This is a genomic window from Mycobacterium sp. GA-0227b, from assembly GCF_001499855.1.
GTDB lineage: Bacteria > Actinomycetota > Actinomycetes > Mycobacteriales > Mycobacteriaceae > Mycobacterium.
The window spans coordinates 74591-90023 of sequence record NZ_LQIK01000034.1 but is presented as its reverse complement, the minus strand read 5'-3'; the positions used below and the strand labels follow the sequence as shown (position 1 = coordinate 90023).

Here is a 15433-nt window from a genome sequence, read left to right as displayed (position 1 = left end):
ACGCTAGCACAGTGACCGACCTGCAAGACATAAAGCTCGGACTCAAGGACAGGGTGGTCCTGGTGACCGGCGGGGTGCGCGGCGTCGGCGCCGGGATCAGTGCGGTGTTCGCCGACCAGGGTGCCCGCGTGGTGACCTGTGCCCGCCGACCGGTCGAGGGCCTGCCCTACGAGTTCCACCCGTGCGATGTGCGTGACGACGACGCGGTGGGCGCGCTGATCCAGACCATCGTCGACCGGCACGGTCGCCTCGATGTGGTGGTGAACAACGCGGGCGGGTCGCCCTATGTGCTCGCCGCCGAAGCATCGGCGAAGTTCAGCAGGAAGATCGTCGAACTGAACCTCCTGGGCCCGTTGTCGGTCTCCACGCACGCGAACGCGGTGATGCAAAAGCAGGAGCACGGCGGGTCGATCGTCAACGTCGCCAGCGTCAGTGGCCGCCGACCCACGCCGGGAACCGCACCCTATGGCGCGGCCAAAGCCGGTATGGAAAGCATCACCGCCACCCTCGCCGTCGAGTGGGCACCGAAGGTCCGGGTGAACTCGGTGGTGGTCGGCATGGTCGAGACCGAGCAGTCCGAATTGTTCTACGGCGACGCGGATTCGATCGCGGCGATCTCACGCAACGTCCCCCTCGGCCGACTCGCTGAACCGGCCGACGTGGGGTGGGCCGCCGCATTCCTGGCCTCCGACGCGGCCTCCTACATCAGCGGCGCATCGCTCGAAGTCCACGGTGGCGGCGAGCCGCCCCATTACCTGGCAACCACCACTGCTGACATCAAATAACCAAGGGAGACAACAGATATGGGATTGCTCGACGGCCGTGTGGTCATCGTGACGGGATCGGGTGGCGGCATCGGACGCGCGCATGCGCTGGCGTTCGCCGCCGAGGGCGCCCGCGTGGTGGTCAACGACATCGGCGTCGGCCTGGACGGGTCGCCCGCCGGGGGCGGTAGCGCCGCGCAGAGCGTCGTCGACGAGATCACCGCGGCCGGAGGGGAAGCCGTCGCCAACGGTGCCAATGTCGCGGACTGGGCTCAAGCCGAGGGCCTCATCCAGGCGGCTGTCGACACGTTCGGCGGGCTCGACGTCCTTGTCAACAACGCAGGCATCGTTCGTGACCGGATGTTCGCCAACACCAGCGAAGAGGAGTTCGACGCCGTCATCGCCGTGCACCTCAAGGGGCACTTCGCCACCATGCGGCACGCCGCGGCGTATTGGCGCGCACAGTCCAAAGCCGGCAATCCAGTCGACGCCCGGATCATCAATACGAGTTCGGGCGCCGGCCTGCAAGGCAGTGTGGGACAAGCGAATTACAGTGCGGCCAAGGCGGGGATCGCGGCGCTGACGCTGGTCGCGTCCGCCGAGATGGGCCGGTACGGCGTCACCGTCAACGCGATCGCGCCCTCGGCCCGAACCCGGATGACCGAGACCGTGTTCGCCGAGATGATGGCCACTCAGGACCAGGACTTCGACGCGATGGCCCCGGAGAACATCTCCCCGCTGGTGGTCTGGCTGGGCAGCGTCGAGTCGAAGGACGTCACCGGCCGCATGTTCGAGGTCGAGGGCGGCATCATCCGGATCGCAGAGGGCTGGGCGCACGGCCCGCAATTGGACAAGGGCGCCCGGTGGGATCCCGCCGAATTGGGGCCCGTCGTCGCCGACCTGCTCGGCAAGGCGCGCACGCCGGTTCCCGTCTACGGCGCCTGATCAGGGCTCGCAGACCACCAACGGGATCCGGCGGTCGGTCCAGGACTGGTAGTCCTCGTAGGTCGGATACATCTCCACGAGCCGCGGCCAGTACCGCGCGCGTTCCTCCTCGGTGGCGTCGCGCGCGGTGAGGTCGAGCACCTCGCTTTTGATCTGCACCTTGACTTTCGGTTTGGCCTTGAGGTTCAGGTACCACATCGGGTGCTTGTCGCTGCCGCCCTTGGACGCGGCGACGATCACCTTGTCGCCGTCGCGGTGGAAGTACAGCGGGCTCACCCGCGGTTCACCGGTCTTGCGGCCGGTGGTTGTCAGCAGCGCCACCGGGATGCCCTGGAACTCGCCGCCGAGCCCCGCGCCGTTGTTGCGGCGGTACATGAAGGTGTTGATCTTCGACATCCACTTGATGAAGAAGTCGGAGGCTTTGGTGTCCATGAACCGGGGCCGCGATTTTGGCATGGCGGTCATCCTATGCTCGGTCGGTGGACACAGTTTCCGACACCGACCGCATTGCGGCGGCCGACGCCTACATCGACGCGCTCGCCAGCCATCGGGCCGACGATGTGCCATTCGCTCCCGACTGCGTGCGCATCGAGCAGGGCGTCAAGACCGGCTTCTCCGGCGACCACCTGCGGCGCAGCCTCAATCGGGGACCGCAGTACCGAATCATCGAAGCGACGACGGACCGCCAGTTCACCGTCGACGGCGACCACGTGCACGCAACGTTCACGGTCGTCACCAAGGCGAAGCTCGCCGGCCGCCGAGTCGTGGCCCCGGTGCGCGAGACGTTCTTGATTCCCGCCTCGGACGGCAGGATTCACCACATCCGGGCGCGCTTCAGCCCGACGGTCAGGCGCGAGTAGGCGGGGCGACCAGACGCAAAATGCCTCTGATCGCGGCGATTTCGGGGCACTTCGCGTCTGCTCGTGAGACAAAGCGGCGCGGTTAGATCCGCTCGATGATCGTGCCGGTGGATAGCGCGCCGCCGGCACACATCGTGATCAGCGCGGTGCTCTTGTCGGTGCGCTCCAATTCGTGCAGCGCGGTGGTGATCAGCCGGCTGCCGGTGCTGCCGACGGGATGGCCGAGCGCGATCGCGCCGCCGTTGACGTTCACGCGGTCCATGTCCGGCTCGTGCACCCGCGCCCAGGACAGCACCACCGAGGCGAACGCCTCGTTGATCTCGACGATGTCGATGTCACCCATTTTCATGCCGGCCTTTTCCAGCACCTTCGCCGTCGACTGCACCGGCCCGTCGAGGTGGTAGTAGGGCTCCGCGCCGACCAGCGCCTGGCTGACGATGCGCGCCCGCGGCTTCAACCCCAGTGCGCGCGCTTTGTCTTCGTCCATCCACAACACCGCGGCGGCGCCGTCGGAGATCTGTGAAGACGTGCCCGCGGTGTGGATACCGCCCTCGAGCACCGGCTTCAGCCCGGCGAGACCCTCGAGCGTGGTGTCGCGCAGCCCCTGGTCGCGGGTGACGATGTGGCGTTCGCTGGTCGGCTGCTTCTGCTCGTCGAGCACGGGCGCCTCGATGCCGCTGATCTCCCGGTCGAAGCGGCCCTCGGCCCACGCCTGCTTGGCCTTGCGCTGCGACTCGAAACCGAACTGGTCGATCTCCTCGCGGGTGATCCCGCGGCGCTTGGCGATCCGCTCGGCGGCGGTGAACTGGTCGGGCAGGTCGATGTCCCACGAGGCCGGCCGCAGGATGCTGCGGTCGGGACCGGCATTGGCGCCCAGCCCGACACGGCTCATCGCCTCGATGCCGCAGCCGATGCCGATGTCGATGGCTCCCGCCGCGATGAGGCCCGCGATCAGCCCGTTGGCCTGTTGCCCGCTGCCGCACTGGCAGTCGACCGTCATCGCGCCGACGTGTTCGGGCAGGCCGGCCACCAGCCAGCTCACCCGGGTGATGTTGTTCGACTGCTCGCCATACTGTGTGACGCAACCACCGACGACCTGCTCGACGTCGCCGGCATCGATTCCGGCCTTTTCGACGAGAGCTTTCTGGGTGGCGCCGAGCAACTCGGTGGCGTGCAGGCCGGACAGCCAGCCGTTGCGCTTTCCGATCGGGCTGCGGGTGGCTTCAACGATGACAGGGTTACCCATTCCGTCAGGCTAGAACACGTTTCATTACTCTGACAAGCGGCGTTGACTACGTGCCTTTCATCTGCGCAGAAGGCATGTTTTACTGGCACTAGAACACGTTGCAATTGAGGAGTGCTTTCCTATGCCCGGCCCCAACTCATGCCCGATCAGCCCTGACTTCGACTTCCTCGACGCGACCCTGAACCTCGAGCGTCTCCCGGTCGAGGAACTCGCCGAACTACGCAAGTCCGAGCCGATTCACTGGGTCGACGTGCCCGGTGGCACGGGCGGCTTCGGCGACAAGGGCTATTGGCTGGTGACCAAGCATGCCGACGTCAAAGAGGTGTCCAAGCGCAACGAGGTCTTCGGCAGTTCGCCGGACGGTGCCATCCCGGTGTGGCCGCAGGACATGACGCGTGACGCGATCGACCTGCAGAAGGCGGTCCTGCTGAACATGGACGCGCCTCAGCACACCCGTCTTCGCAAGATCATCTCGCGCGGCTTCACGCCGCGCGCCGTGGGACGGCTCGAAGACGAGCTGCGGGCGCGCGCGCAGAAGATCGCCCAGACCGCCGCGGCCGAAGGCTCCGGCGACTTCGTCGAACAGGTCTCGTGCGAACTGCCGCTGCAGGCGATCGCCGAGCTGCTCGGTGTGCCGCAGGACGACCGCGACAAGATCTTCCGCTGGTCCAACGAGATGACCGCCGGTGAAGACCCGGAGTACGCCGATGTCGATCCCGCGGTCTCGTCGTTCGAGTTGATCCAGTACGCGATGAAGATGGCCGAGGAGCGGGCCAAGAACCCGACCGAAGACATCGTCACCAAGCTGATCGAGGCCGACATCGAGGGGGAGAAGCTCTCCGACGACGAGTTCGGCTTCTTCGTGGTGATGCTCGCGGTCGCCGGCAACGAGACCACCCGCAACTCGATCACCCACGGCATGATCGCGTTCTCGCAGAACCCCGAGCAGTGGGAGCTCTACAAGCGGGAACGGCCCGAGACCGCGGCCGACGAGATCGTCCGCTGGGCCACCCCGGTGTCGGCGTTCCAGCGCACCGCTCTGGAGGATGTCGAGCTGGGTGGCGTGCAGATCAAGAAGGGCCAGCGGGTCGTGATGTCCTACCGCTCGGCTAATTTCGACGACGAGGTGTTCGAGGACCCGCACAAGTTCGACATCCTGCGCGATCCCAACCCGCATGTCGGCTTCGGCGGCACCGGCGCCCACTACTGCATCGGTGCGAACCTGGCGAAGATGACCATCAACCTGATCTTCAACGCGGTCGCCGACCACATGCCCGACCTCAAGCCGATCAGCGAGCCGGAGCGGCTGATGTCCGGTTGGCTCAACGGCATCAAGCACTGGCAGGTGGATTACACCGGTAAGTGTCCGGTCACGAAGTAGGTTTAGCCACCGCGGCAAATTTCCCGGTATCAAGGAGGATTCGGGTGGACTTCAGTCCAGACGAAGGGCAGCAGGCTGTCGCCGACGTGGTGAACTCGGTGCTCGGCCGTGACAACACTTGGGACGCACTGGTCGCCGGCGGCGTGACCGCACTGGCCGTGCCAGAGCGCCTCGGCGGCGACGGGGTGGGTCTGCCAGAGGTGTCCACGGCGCTCACCGAGATCGGCAGGCACGGCACCATCAGCCCCGCGCTGGCCACGTTGGGCCTCGGATTGCTGCCGCTCCTTGACGCGGCCACCGAGGAGCAACAGGACCGCTATCTCGCCGGGGTGGCGAAAGGCGCCGTGCTCTCGGCCGCGCTCAACGAACCCGGCGCGCCGCTGCCGGATCGGCCTGCGGTGACGTTCGCCAACGGCAGACTCAACGGCATCAAAGTCGCGGTTCCCTATGCGGAGCAAGCGGACTGGCTCGTCGTGACCGCCGACACCGGGGTAGCCGTGGTATCCCCGACGGCGGACGGTGTGACGGCGACCAAGACGCCGACGTCGAACCACGGCGACGAGTACTCGGTGACGTTCACCGATGCGGCGGTCGACGGAGTGCTCGACGGCGCGGACGCCCGCCGCATCAACCAGTTGGCCCTCGCCGCGATCGGTGCCTTCGCATCCGGTCTGGTTGCGGGTGCGCTGCGGCTGACCGCCGACTACGTGGCCAACCGGGAGCAGTTCGGCAAGCCGCTGTCGACCTTCCAGACGGTCGCCGCGCAGCTGGCCGAGGTCTACATCGCCTCTCGGACACTGACTTTGGTGTCCAACTCGGTGACCTGGCGGCTTTCGGAGGGTCGCGAAGCTGACGATGACATCGACGTCCTTGGCTACTGGTTGGCCTCCCAAGCGCCGCCGGTGATGCAGCTGTGTCACCACCTGCACGGCGGAATGGGTATGGACATCGCCTATCCCATGGACCGCTACTACTCCTCGATCAAGGACCTCGCCCGCCTGGTGGGGGGTCCGTCACACCGGCTCGACACGGTGGGAGCCGCACTGGGCGAGCGAGGCGACGGGAGCTAAAAATGTTCATCGAACTGACGCCCGAACAGAAACAGCTGAAAGCCGAACTGCGGGAGTACTTCTCGAATCTCATTTCCCTTGAAGAGGCGAAGGAGATGGAGAAGGACCGCCACGGCAAGGCCTACCGCGCGGTCATCAAGCGGATGGGCAGCGACGGCAAGCTCGGTGTCGGCTGGCCCAAGGAATTCGGCGGGCTCGGTTTCGGTCCGATCGAGCAGTCGATCTTCGTCAACGAGGCGCACCGGGCCGACGTCCCGCTGCCGGCGGTCACCCTGCAGACCGTCGGACCCACGCTGCAGCAGTACGGGACCGAAGCGCAGAAGAAGAAGTTCCTGCCCGCGATCCTCGCCGGCGAGGTCCATTTCGCGATCGGTTACACCGAGCCGGAGGCGGGCACCGACCTGGCGTCGCTGCGCACCACCGCCGTTCGGCAGGGCGACGAGTACATCATCAACGGGCAGAAGGTGTTCACCACCGGCGCCCACGATGCCGACTACATCTGGCTGGCCTGCCGAACCGACCCGGAGGCGGTGAAACACAAGGGCATTTCGATCCTGATCGTCGATACGAAGGATCCCGGTTACTCCTGGACGCCGATGATCCTGTCCGACGGCGCCCACCACACCAACGCCACCTATTACAACGATGTGCGGGTGCCTGCCGACATGCTCGTCGGCGAGGAGAACGGCGGCTGGAAGCTGATCACCACGCAGCTGAACAACGAACGCGTGATGCTCGGGCCGGCAGGCCGTTTCGCGAGCCTCTACGATCGGATTTACGAGTGGGCGTCGAAGCCGGGCGGAAACGGCGACATCCCGATCAACCACGACGACGTCAAGCGCTCGCTCGGCGAGCTCAAGGCGATGTGGCGGATCAACGAACTGCTCAACTGGCAGGTCGCCGCATCAGGCGAAACCATCGACGTCGCCGATGCGGCCGCCACCAAGGTCTTCGGTACCGAACGCATCCAGTACGCCGGGCGTCTCGCCGAGGAGATCGTCGGCAAGTACGGCAACCCGGCCGAACCCGACACTGCGGAACTGCTGGAATGGCTGGACTCCCAGACGAAACGAAATCTGGTGATCACGTTTGGCGGAGGTGTCAACGAGGTGATGCGGGAGATGATCGCGGCTGCCGGCCTGAAGGTCCCGAGGGTGCCGCGGTGAGCGCCATCGGCGATGAGCGCTCGCGCGAAGAGCAGGCGGTGACCGAGATACAGAAGGCCGCCGAACGGATCAAGGCCGAGGGCAAGAGCAAGCCGCGGGCCGGTAGGCATCCGGTCAACCAGCCGATGATCGACCACTGGCTCGACGCGATGGGGGACCGGAACCCGATCTACGTCGACGATCTGGCTGCCAAGGCGGCCGGGCATCCCGGCGCCGTTGCGCCTCCGGCGATGATCCAGGTGTGGACGATGATGGGCCTCGGCGGTGTCCGGCCCGACGACGACCCTCTCGGCAAGATCCTCGACTTGTTCGACGAGGCGGGCTATGTCGGTGTGGTCGCGACCAACTGCGAGCAGATCTACCACCGGTACCTGCAGGTGGGTGAAGAGGTCAGCGTCACTGCGGAACTGACTGATGTCATCGGGCCGAAGAACACTGCGCTCGGCGAGGGCTTCTTCATCACGCAGAAGATCACGTGGACGGTCGGTGACGACGTCGAGGATCCGGTCGCCGAGATGATGTGGCGCATCATGAAGTTCAGGCCGGCCGACAACGCCGACAAAGGCGGGGTCGCGGCGGTGCCCGACGATCTGGACGCGGACATGATGATGCGGCCGGCGTCGTCTCGTGACACCAAGTTCTTCTGGGACGGCGTCAACGCGCACGAGTTGCGCATCCAGAAGCGCCCCGACGGCACATTGGTGCATCCGCCAGTGCCCGCGCTGTGGCAGGACAAAGACAAGCCGACCGACTACGTCGTCGCCAGCGGTAAGGGCACCGTGTTCAGCTTCGTGGTGCACCACGCGCCGAAGGTGCCCGGGCGCACGCTGCCGTTTGTGATCGCGCTCGTCGAACTTGAAGAAGGCGTACGGATGCTCGGTCAGCTCCGCAACGTCGACCCGGCCACCGTGGAGATCGGAATGCCTGTTCACGCAACGTATATCGATTTCCCAGAGGGAGAGTCAGGTCCCGCGTGGACGCTGTATGCGTGGGAGCCCGGTGAGGAGGCGCAACGATGAGCGCCCCCTCCATATCGGTTGGCACGAAGCTTCCCGAGCTCGCGCTGTACGGCGACCCGACGTTCATCGTGTCGACCGCGATCGCCACCCGGGACTATCAGGACGTCCATCATGACCGGGACAAGGCACAGGCCAAGGGATCGAAGGACATCTTCGTCAACATCCTCACCGACACCGGCCTGGTGCAGCGGTACATCACGGACTGGGCGGGTCCGACCGCGATCATCAAGTCGATCTCGCTGCGCCTGGGTGTGCCGTGGTACGCCTACGACACGGTGACGTTTTCCGGTGAGGTGACCGCGATCGACGATGGGGTGATCACGCTGAAAATCGTTGGCAGCAACAGTCTCGGCGACCATGTGATCGCCACCGCGACCTTGACGATCGGGGACCTGGCGTGAGTGGGAGTGGATTGTCCGGCAAGGCGGCGATCGTCGGGATCGGCGCCACCGACTTCTCCAAGAACTCCGGCCGCAGTGAACTGCGTCTCGCGTCGGAGGCGGTGCTCGATGCCCTGGACGACGCCGGCCTCACGCCCGCCGATGTCGACGGCATGGTCACGTTCACGATGGATTCCAACACCGAGGTCGCGATCGCCCGGGCGACGGGCATCGGTGAGCTGAAGTTCTTCTCGAAGATCCATCACGGCGGCGGCGCGGCCTGCGCGACGATCCAGCAGGCGGCGATCGCGGTGGCGACGGGTGTCGCGGAATGTGTTGTGGCGTACCGGGCATTCAATGAGCGCTCGGGTGTGCGGTTCGGCCAGGTTCAGATGCGGTTGGTGGAGAACGCCGACTCGACCGGAGTCGACAACTCGTTCTCCTATCCGCATGGGCTGTCGACGCCCGCCGCACAGGTCGCGATGATCGCCAGGCGGTACATGCATCAGTCGGGTGCGACGAGCAGAGATTTCGGCATGATCTCGGTCGCGGACCGCAAACATGCGGCGAAGAATCCGAAGGCGTACTTCTACGAAAAGCCGATCACCATTGAGGATCACCAGAATTCGCGCTGGATCGCCGAACCGCTGCGGCTGCTGGACTGCTGTCAGGAGACCGACGGCGGGGTGGCGCTGGTGGTGACGTCCGCCGAGCGGGCCAAGGACCTCAAGCACCGGCCGGCGATCATCGAGGCGGCCTCGCAAGGTTCCAGCCCGGACCAGTACTCGATGACGAGCTACTACCGACCGGAGCTGGGGCTGCCCGAGATGGGTCTGGTGGGCAGGCAGCTGTGGGCGCAATCGGGTCTGACACCGCAAGACATTCAGACCGCGATACTTTACGACCACTTCACCCCGTTCACGCTGATTCAGTTGGAGGAACTCGGCTTCTGCGATCGCGGTGACGCCAAGGACTTCGTCAAAGATGGCGCGATCGAGGTCGGCGGACGGTTGCCGATCAACACCCACGGCGGTCAGTTGGGCGAAGCGTACATACACGGCATGAACGGGATCGCCGAGGGCGTTCGACAGTTGCGTGGCACGTCGGTCAATCCGGTACCGGACGTCGAGCATGTGCTCGTCACCGCGGGTACCGGAGTGCCGACGTCGGGGTTGATTCTGGGCTGACCATCCGGTGGGTGGGGCGTAGCCGGCCTACTACCCTCTGAGGGGTGAGTTCGTCGACGCCACCGGAGCCGGGACCGCAGGAGAGCGACGCGTCGGTCGACGGCGTCCGAGAACCGGAAGCCGACGAGGCGGACACCGGTCCGCTGCAGGCCCACCGGCCACCCGCCGCGCCGCCGCCCCCGGACTTCTATGCCGCCCAGCGGAATTGGTCGCCGAGGTTCGATGCACCGCTGACCATCAACCCGCGCCAGGTCAAGCCTCAACGCAATTTCAAGCCGCTGGTCATCGGTGCTGCCGTAGTGGGCGCTGTCGCGGTCGTCGGCGGCTTGGTCTTCTGGTCGTCACGGCCGTCTGGCGGCGGTGAGCAACCGCCGAGCGCCGGAGAGCCGACGACGTCCCCGTCGCCGGAGCAACCGGTCCGCTCCGAAGGCGACGTCCGGTTGTTACGTCAGTTACCCAAGGGCTACCGGCCGGATGCATGCGAAACGGTCCCTCCCACGAAAAGCGTGTTGGCGCAGGTGAATTGCGGTCGAAACGACGATCCCGGGGGCCCGGTGTCGGCGACCTACAGCCTGGTCGGCGACAAGGCTTCGCTCGAGGCGGTCTTCAATGCCGCGGTCGCAGCGGCGACGAGGGTCAACTGCCCGGGCAACATTCAGTCGCCGGGGCCGTGGCGGCGCAACGCGACTCCGGACAGGATCAGCGGAAATCTTTTCTGCGGTCTGCAGGCCGGTCAACCGACCGTCGTCTGGACCGACGAGGCCAAGATGACGGTCAGCGCCGTCCGAGCGGGGCCGGGCGGCCCGACCTTCCCACAGCTGTACGCGTGGTGGTCGTCGCACTCGTGACGACGCTGACCGGTTGACTTGCTACCGATGGTCCCGTCAGGGAGTGGGCGCCGGGACGTAGGTGGTCGGGGTCTGCACCTGGTCACCGGCGGGCAGCGGCGTGCCCTGGCTGCCCGCAGGCTGCGGAACGCCCTCGGTACCCGCCGGGGCGGGAGCGGCGTCGGCGGGCTGAACGGGCGTGCCGTGCGCGGTCGGAGCCGGAGCGTCCTGCGCGGCCGGGACCGGAGCGCCCTCGGGTGCAGTCGGGGTGCCCTCGCTGCCGACCGGAATCGGGGTGCCCTGGCTGCCCTCAGGGAGCGGGGTGCCCTGGCTGCCCTCCGGTACCTCGGTGCCGGCAGCGGCGGGAGCGGCGGTCGTGCCCTCGGGAGTCTCAGCGGCAGGAGCCTCGGCGGGTGCGGCCGTCGCCGGGTCGCTTTCCGCGTCGTAGGAGGTCGACGGCGATGAGCTGCTCGAGCTGGAGGCGGGCGGCTCGGTCCACACCAGCCGGTCCTGACCACCGGCGTTGTACACGACGCTGTCGGGGGCGGCGCCGGTGACGTCGAAATAGACCTTGCCGGACGTCTGCTGACCCTGGGCGAGCGTCGCCGGGTTCACCCCCTGCGGGGTGGCGGCGCCGAACAGCGCGCGGTAGGTCTGACCGTCGGCGGCCCTTGCGTTCAGATTCGACACGATCGGCGTCGCCGACCCCTGGATCGCCTGGTCGGTCGCGGTGGCTTCCCACAGCTGTCCGGACACGGGGTATGCGATGACGTCGCTGCTCGGCTTCAGGTCGTCGATGGTCCAGCCCTGGATGACTGCGCCGTCGACCAGCTTGCCCTGGCTTCCGAGTGTCTGCGTCTGGACGGTGGTCCCGCGCTGGGTGGCTTCGGCTTCTGCGGAGGCCAGCGGTGCCCCGATGAAGCCGGCGGTCGCGGCCGCCGCCAACACACTGGTGATCTTCGTGATCTTCATGATTTTGCTCCTGACTCGTCCGACAATTGGGATGGTCACCGAACGAAACTATCAGGTCACTCGGCGATTGTGGATTCCGGATCGACTGAAGCCCTTGACATTAGGGCTACCCGAGTCATCATGTGGCAACGACCTTTTCGAGCATGTGACACGGTTGGCGTTGCGTTTCATACGGTTTCGTCGGGCAGGGCAAACTGGGCAGGGCCCGAGTTACGCGGGAATCAACTCGACGCCGGCGAGCGCCACCGCGTCGTCACGCTCTGGTGCGGTCACCGTCGCGACGAACCCGTCGCCGTTCTTCCAGACGCTGGCCTTGAGTGTCTCGCCCGGGAACACTACGCCGGCGAACCGGGCGCCATAGCTTGCGACCCGGGCGGTGTCACCGTCGAGCAGGGCATCCACCATCGCTTTGCACGTCATGCCGTAAGTGCACAGGCCGTGCAGGATCGGCCGCGGGAAGCCGGCAGCTGCTGCGAAGTCGGGATCCGAGTGCAGCGGATTGCGGTCGCCGCACATCCGGTAGAGCAGCGCCTGCTGCGGTGACACCGGGATCGAGAGTTCGAAATCGGGCGCACGCGGTGGCGGCTCCGAAGACCCAGACGGACCCCGCTCACCACCGAAGCCGCCTTCGCCGCGGGCGAAGATCGAACGCTTCTGGGTCCACAGCGGCGTGCCGTCGGGCGCGGTCACCGTGGTCTCCGACCAGATCACCGCCGCCTTGCCCTTGTCCCAGATGTCGGTGAAGCGCGTGACCGCGATACCGGTGCCGGCCGGCGGGATCGGCCCCGGCACTGACACCGCTTCGCTGGCGTGCAGCACCTTCGACAGCTCGATGTCGATGCCGGGGAACTTCACCGTCGGCGGCTCGGTCATGTGGAAGCTCTGCGCGACGTTGCCGAATGTCGGCAGTACCTGCGGGGTTTCGTCGGTCAGGTAGCGCAGTTCGCGCTTGTCCGTCGGGTCGGCGCCGGCGCCCAGCCCGAGGTGGTAGAGCTGAATGTCGCTGCTTGTCCAAGAGAACTCGGCGGCAGGAAGTTCCGCGCCGAGCGCCTCGTCGAGATTGATGGGCATCAGTTCTTCCCCGCTATGTGTAGTGCGGCAAGGTATCCGAACGTCATCGCGGGGCCGATGGTGCCGCCCGGACCCGGGTAGGTGTGGCCCATCACCGGCGCGCTGACATTGCCTGCAGCATAGAGCCCTTCGATCACGGAGCCGTCGTCGCGCAGCGCACGGCCGTGCACGTCGGTGACCACGCCGCCCTTGGTGCCCAGATCGCCGGGCACCATCTTGGCTGCGTAGTAGGGCGGGTGGCTGATCTCGCCGAGGTTGGGGTTGGGCTTGTTGGTCGGATCGCCGTAGTAGCGGTCGTAGGCGCTCTCGCCGCGCTTGTAGTCCTCGTCGACGCCGGACCGGGCGAAACCGTTGAAGCGCTCGACCGTTTCGGTGAAAGCCTGCACGGGCAGACCGGTCTTCTCGGCCAGCTCCTCGAGCGTGTCCGCTGTGACGATCACGCCGGACTCCAGCCACTTCTTCGGAATCCGTTGGCCAGGTTGCAGTCCGGCGAAGATATAGCGGTCGCGGTACTGCTGGTCGAACACCAGCCACGCCGGAATGTTCTCGCCGGGTCCCGGCCCCTGCCCGTACTGGCCGCCGTACATGTGGTGGCAGGCCTCGACATAGGGCATCGACTCGTTCATGAACCGCTTGCCCGCCATGTTGACGATGATCGAACCCGGCGAGTTGCGTTCCGACAGCGCGAACCACGGTGCGCCAACCAGTGGAACGGTGGGGCCCCACCAGGCGTCCTCCATGATGTCGAGCGCGGCGCCCAGCTTCTCGGCGGCGATGATGCCGTCACCCGTGTTCGCCTTGGCGCCGACCGTCCATTCGGTGGTGATCGGGGCGCGCTGGTACTTCACCCGCATCTGCTCGTTGTGCTCGAAGCCACCCGAGCCGAGGATCACTCCGCGGCGAGCCCGGATCAGTTCGGGCTCAGCGGTTTCCGACGCGCTGGCATCGCGTACGTAAATCCCCCGCACGACGCCGTCTTCGACGTAGAGGTCGGTCAGCGCGGTGTTCAGCCGCACGGGCACGCCCGCGTCGCGCAGGCCGATGCGCAACGGCGCGATCAACGCGCGTCCCATGCCGACGAGGTTCTTGCCGGTGGCCTTGGCCCACATCGTGCGCGCACCGACCTTGAGGCTGCGCAGCACACCGCGGGGGTGACGCTTGAGCTGGTTGAGCCGAACGTAGTCCTGCTGCATGACGACCACGTTGAGCGGGACCTTGCCGTACGGCGGCTCCAAGCCCGGCAGATCCGGCCCGAGCTTCTTCGCGTCGAACGGCTTGGGTTCGACTGAGCGGCCCGTCGGCTTGCCGCCCGGTGTCTCGGGGTAGTAGTCGGAGTAGCCCGGCACCCAGCACAGCTTCAGCGGCGAGTGCTCCAGCACGAAAGACAGCATCTCCGGACCGCGGTCGAGATAGGTGTCGATCTTCTCTGCGGGCACGACGTCGCCGATGATGTTGTGCAGGTAGGTGCGGGCGGCGTCGGCCGTGTCTTTGACACCGTCGCGCTTGAGCACCTCGTTGTTCGGAATCCACACACCGCCACCTGACCGCGCAGTGGAACCACCGTAGTGCGGAGCCTTCTCGACGACTACTGTGGAAAGTCCCTGGTGGGCTGCGGTGAGCGCAGCGACCATGCCGGCCGCGCCGGTGCCCACCACGACGACGTCATACTCCTGACCGCTCATGTAGAACACGTTATAGAATCGTCCGGCAGACCCACAACCGCGCCGGTCAACAGAACAAGGGGACTTCATAAGAATGCTCAGTGACCAGGTGCGTCAGGAGCTCGCCGCCGACCTCGCGCAGGCCGAGCGCAGCCGGGTTCCGATCGCACCGTTGACCGACGGGCATCCGGACATCGACGTGGTCGATGCCTACGAGATTCAGCTGATCAACATCCGCCAGCGGGTGGCCGAGGGCGCCAAGGTCATCGGTCACAAGGTCGGATTGTCGTCGAAGGCCATGCAACAGATGATGAACGTCGACGAACCCGACTACGGGCACCTGCTCGACGAGATGGCCGTGTTCGAAGACAGGCCGGTCAAATCTGCGGACTACCTCTACCCGCGCGTCGAGGTGGAGGTGGGCTTCGTCCTCGCCGACGACCTTCCCGGCGCCGGTTGCACCGAGGATGACGTGCTCGCCGCGACCGCGGCGTTCGCGCCCGCGATCGAGCTGATCGACACCCGCATCAAGGACTGGAAAATCAAACTCTGCGACACCATCGCCGACAACGCGTCGTCGGCGGGCTGGGTGCTCGGGGAAGCCAGGGTCTCACCCAAAGACATCGACATCACCGCGATCGATGCCGTCCTCACCCGCAACGGCGAGGTGGTGGCGAAGGGCCGCAGCGATGCGGTGCTCGGCAACCCGGTGACCGCGGTGGCCTGGCTGGCACGCAAGGTCGACAGCTTCGGCGTCCGCCTCAAGGCGGGTGACATCGTGTTGCCGGGGTCGTGCACCAAGGCGTTCGACGCCACACCCGGCGCCGACTACGTCGCAGATTTCGCCGGGCTGGGCTCGGTTCGTTTGAGCTTCGAATAGGTAG

Annotated in this window: 16 protein-coding genes; 11 read left to right on the top strand and 5 right to left on the bottom strand. The window is 66.3% G+C overall.

Annotated features, from left to right (window positions below):
* The first annotated feature begins 11 nt into the window (after window positions 1–11).
* Both AU185_RS23650 and AU185_RS23645 read left to right on the top strand, forming a co-directional pair.
* Window positions 12–785 carry an SDR family oxidoreductase gene (locus AU185_RS23650; protein WP_059101609.1) on the top strand — a complete coding sequence of 258 codons (774 nt, stop codon included), beginning with the start codon at window positions 12–14 and terminating at the stop codon, window positions 783–785.
* Between the two features lie 18 nt (window positions 786–803).
* Window positions 804–1709 carry an SDR family oxidoreductase gene (locus AU185_RS23645; RefSeq protein WP_059101608.1) on the top strand — a complete coding sequence of 302 codons (906 nt, stop codon included), beginning with the start codon at window positions 804–806 and terminating at the stop codon, window positions 1707–1709.
* Here the strand turns inward: AU185_RS23645 and AU185_RS23640 are convergent, their stop codons facing one another.
* Window positions 1710–2165, bottom strand: a complete 456-nt coding sequence (locus AU185_RS23640) for a nitroreductase family deazaflavin-dependent oxidoreductase (protein WP_059101834.1) — start codon at window positions 2163–2165, stop codon at window positions 1710–1712.
* A 23-nt stretch (window positions 2166–2188) separates the two neighbouring features.
* Between AU185_RS23640 and AU185_RS23635 the strand changes: the two genes are divergently transcribed.
* On the top strand, window positions 2189–2569 hold the full coding sequence (locus AU185_RS23635; RefSeq protein WP_059101607.1) for a DUF8021 domain-containing protein: 381 nt from the start codon (window positions 2189–2191) through the stop codon (window positions 2567–2569).
* A gap of 82 nt (window positions 2570–2651) precedes the next feature.
* Here the strand turns inward: AU185_RS23635 and AU185_RS23630 are convergent, their stop codons facing one another.
* Complete coding sequence (locus AU185_RS23630; protein WP_059101606.1) at window positions 2652–3815, bottom strand: steroid 3-ketoacyl-CoA thiolase; 1164 nt, start codon at window positions 3813–3815, stop codon at window positions 2652–2654.
* 121 nt (window positions 3816–3936) lie between these two features.
* Here AU185_RS23630 and AU185_RS23625 point away from each other — a divergent pair, with 121 nt between their 5' ends.
* The 7 genes from AU185_RS23625 to AU185_RS23595 are packed head-to-tail and all read left to right on the top strand — an operon-like array spanning window position 3937 to window position 10866.
* Window positions 3937–5196 (top strand): cytochrome P450, encoded by a 1260-nt coding sequence (locus AU185_RS23625; RefSeq protein WP_059101605.1) that lies wholly within the window; start codon window positions 3937–3939, stop codon window positions 5194–5196.
* A 44-nt stretch (window positions 5197–5240) separates the two neighbouring features.
* Complete coding sequence (locus AU185_RS23620; RefSeq protein ID WP_059101604.1) at window positions 5241–6266, top strand: acyl-CoA dehydrogenase family protein; 1026 nt, start codon at window positions 5241–5243, stop codon at window positions 6264–6266.
* A 2-nt stretch (window positions 6267–6268) separates the two neighbouring features.
* Entirely contained in the window at window positions 6269–7432 is a 1164-nt protein-coding gene (gene fadE29, locus AU185_RS23615; protein WP_059101603.1) for an acyl-CoA dehydrogenase FadE29, read from the top strand.
* A 38-nt stretch (window positions 7433–7470) separates the two neighbouring features.
* Complete coding sequence (locus tag AU185_RS23610; RefSeq protein WP_059101833.1) at window positions 7471–8451, top strand: bifunctional MaoC family dehydratase N-terminal/OB-fold nucleic acid binding domain-containing protein; 981 nt, start codon at window positions 7471–7473, stop codon at window positions 8449–8451.
* Window positions 8448–8852 (top strand): MaoC family dehydratase, encoded by a 405-nt coding sequence (locus tag AU185_RS23605; RefSeq protein WP_059101602.1) that lies wholly within the window; start codon window positions 8448–8450, stop codon window positions 8850–8852. Before AU185_RS23610 ends, AU185_RS23605 begins: the two co-directional genes overlap by 4 nt.
* 11 nt (window positions 8853–8863) lie before the next feature.
* Window positions 8864–10018: a 17-hydroxy-3-oxo-4-pregnene-20-carboxyl-CoA lyase gene (gene ltp2 / locus AU185_RS23600; RefSeq protein WP_059101601.1), complete on the top strand. Its 1155-nt coding sequence runs from the start codon at window positions 8864–8866 to the stop codon at window positions 10016–10018.
* A gap of 44 nt (window positions 10019–10062) precedes the next feature.
* The gene (locus AU185_RS23595; RefSeq protein WP_059101600.1) at window positions 10063–10866 is read left to right on the top strand and encodes a hypothetical protein; all 804 of its coding nucleotides are present in this window, start codon (window positions 10063–10065) and stop codon (window positions 10864–10866) included.
* A gap of 36 nt (window positions 10867–10902) precedes the next feature.
* Here AU185_RS23595 and AU185_RS23590 read toward each other — a convergent pair whose 3' ends face one another.
* The 3 genes from AU185_RS23590 to kstD all read right to left on the bottom strand — a co-directional run bounded on the left by AU185_RS23590 (window position 10903) and on the right by kstD (window position 14570).
* Window positions 10903–11817, bottom strand: a complete 915-nt coding sequence (locus AU185_RS23590; RefSeq protein WP_059101599.1) for an MPT63 family protein — start codon at window positions 11815–11817, stop codon at window positions 10903–10905.
* Window positions 11818–12027: 210 nt separating this feature from the next.
* The gene (gene chsH3 / locus AU185_RS23585; protein WP_059101598.1) at window positions 12028–12888 is read right to left on the bottom strand and encodes an enoyl-CoA hydratase ChsH3; all 861 of its coding nucleotides are present in this window, start codon (window positions 12886–12888) and stop codon (window positions 12028–12030) included.
* Entirely contained in the window at window positions 12888–14570 is a 1683-nt protein-coding gene (gene kstD, locus AU185_RS23580) for a 3-oxosteroid 1-dehydrogenase (protein WP_059101832.1), read from the bottom strand. Before kstD ends, chsH3 begins: the two co-directional genes overlap by 1 nt.
* Window positions 14571–14643: 73 nt before the next feature.
* On the opposite strand from kstD, the gene AU185_RS23575 reads away from it, so the two are divergent.
* Complete coding sequence (locus AU185_RS23575; protein ID WP_059101597.1) at window positions 14644–15429, top strand: 2-keto-4-pentenoate hydratase; 786 nt, start codon at window positions 14644–14646, stop codon at window positions 15427–15429.
* Window positions 15430–15433 lie beyond the last annotated feature (4 nt).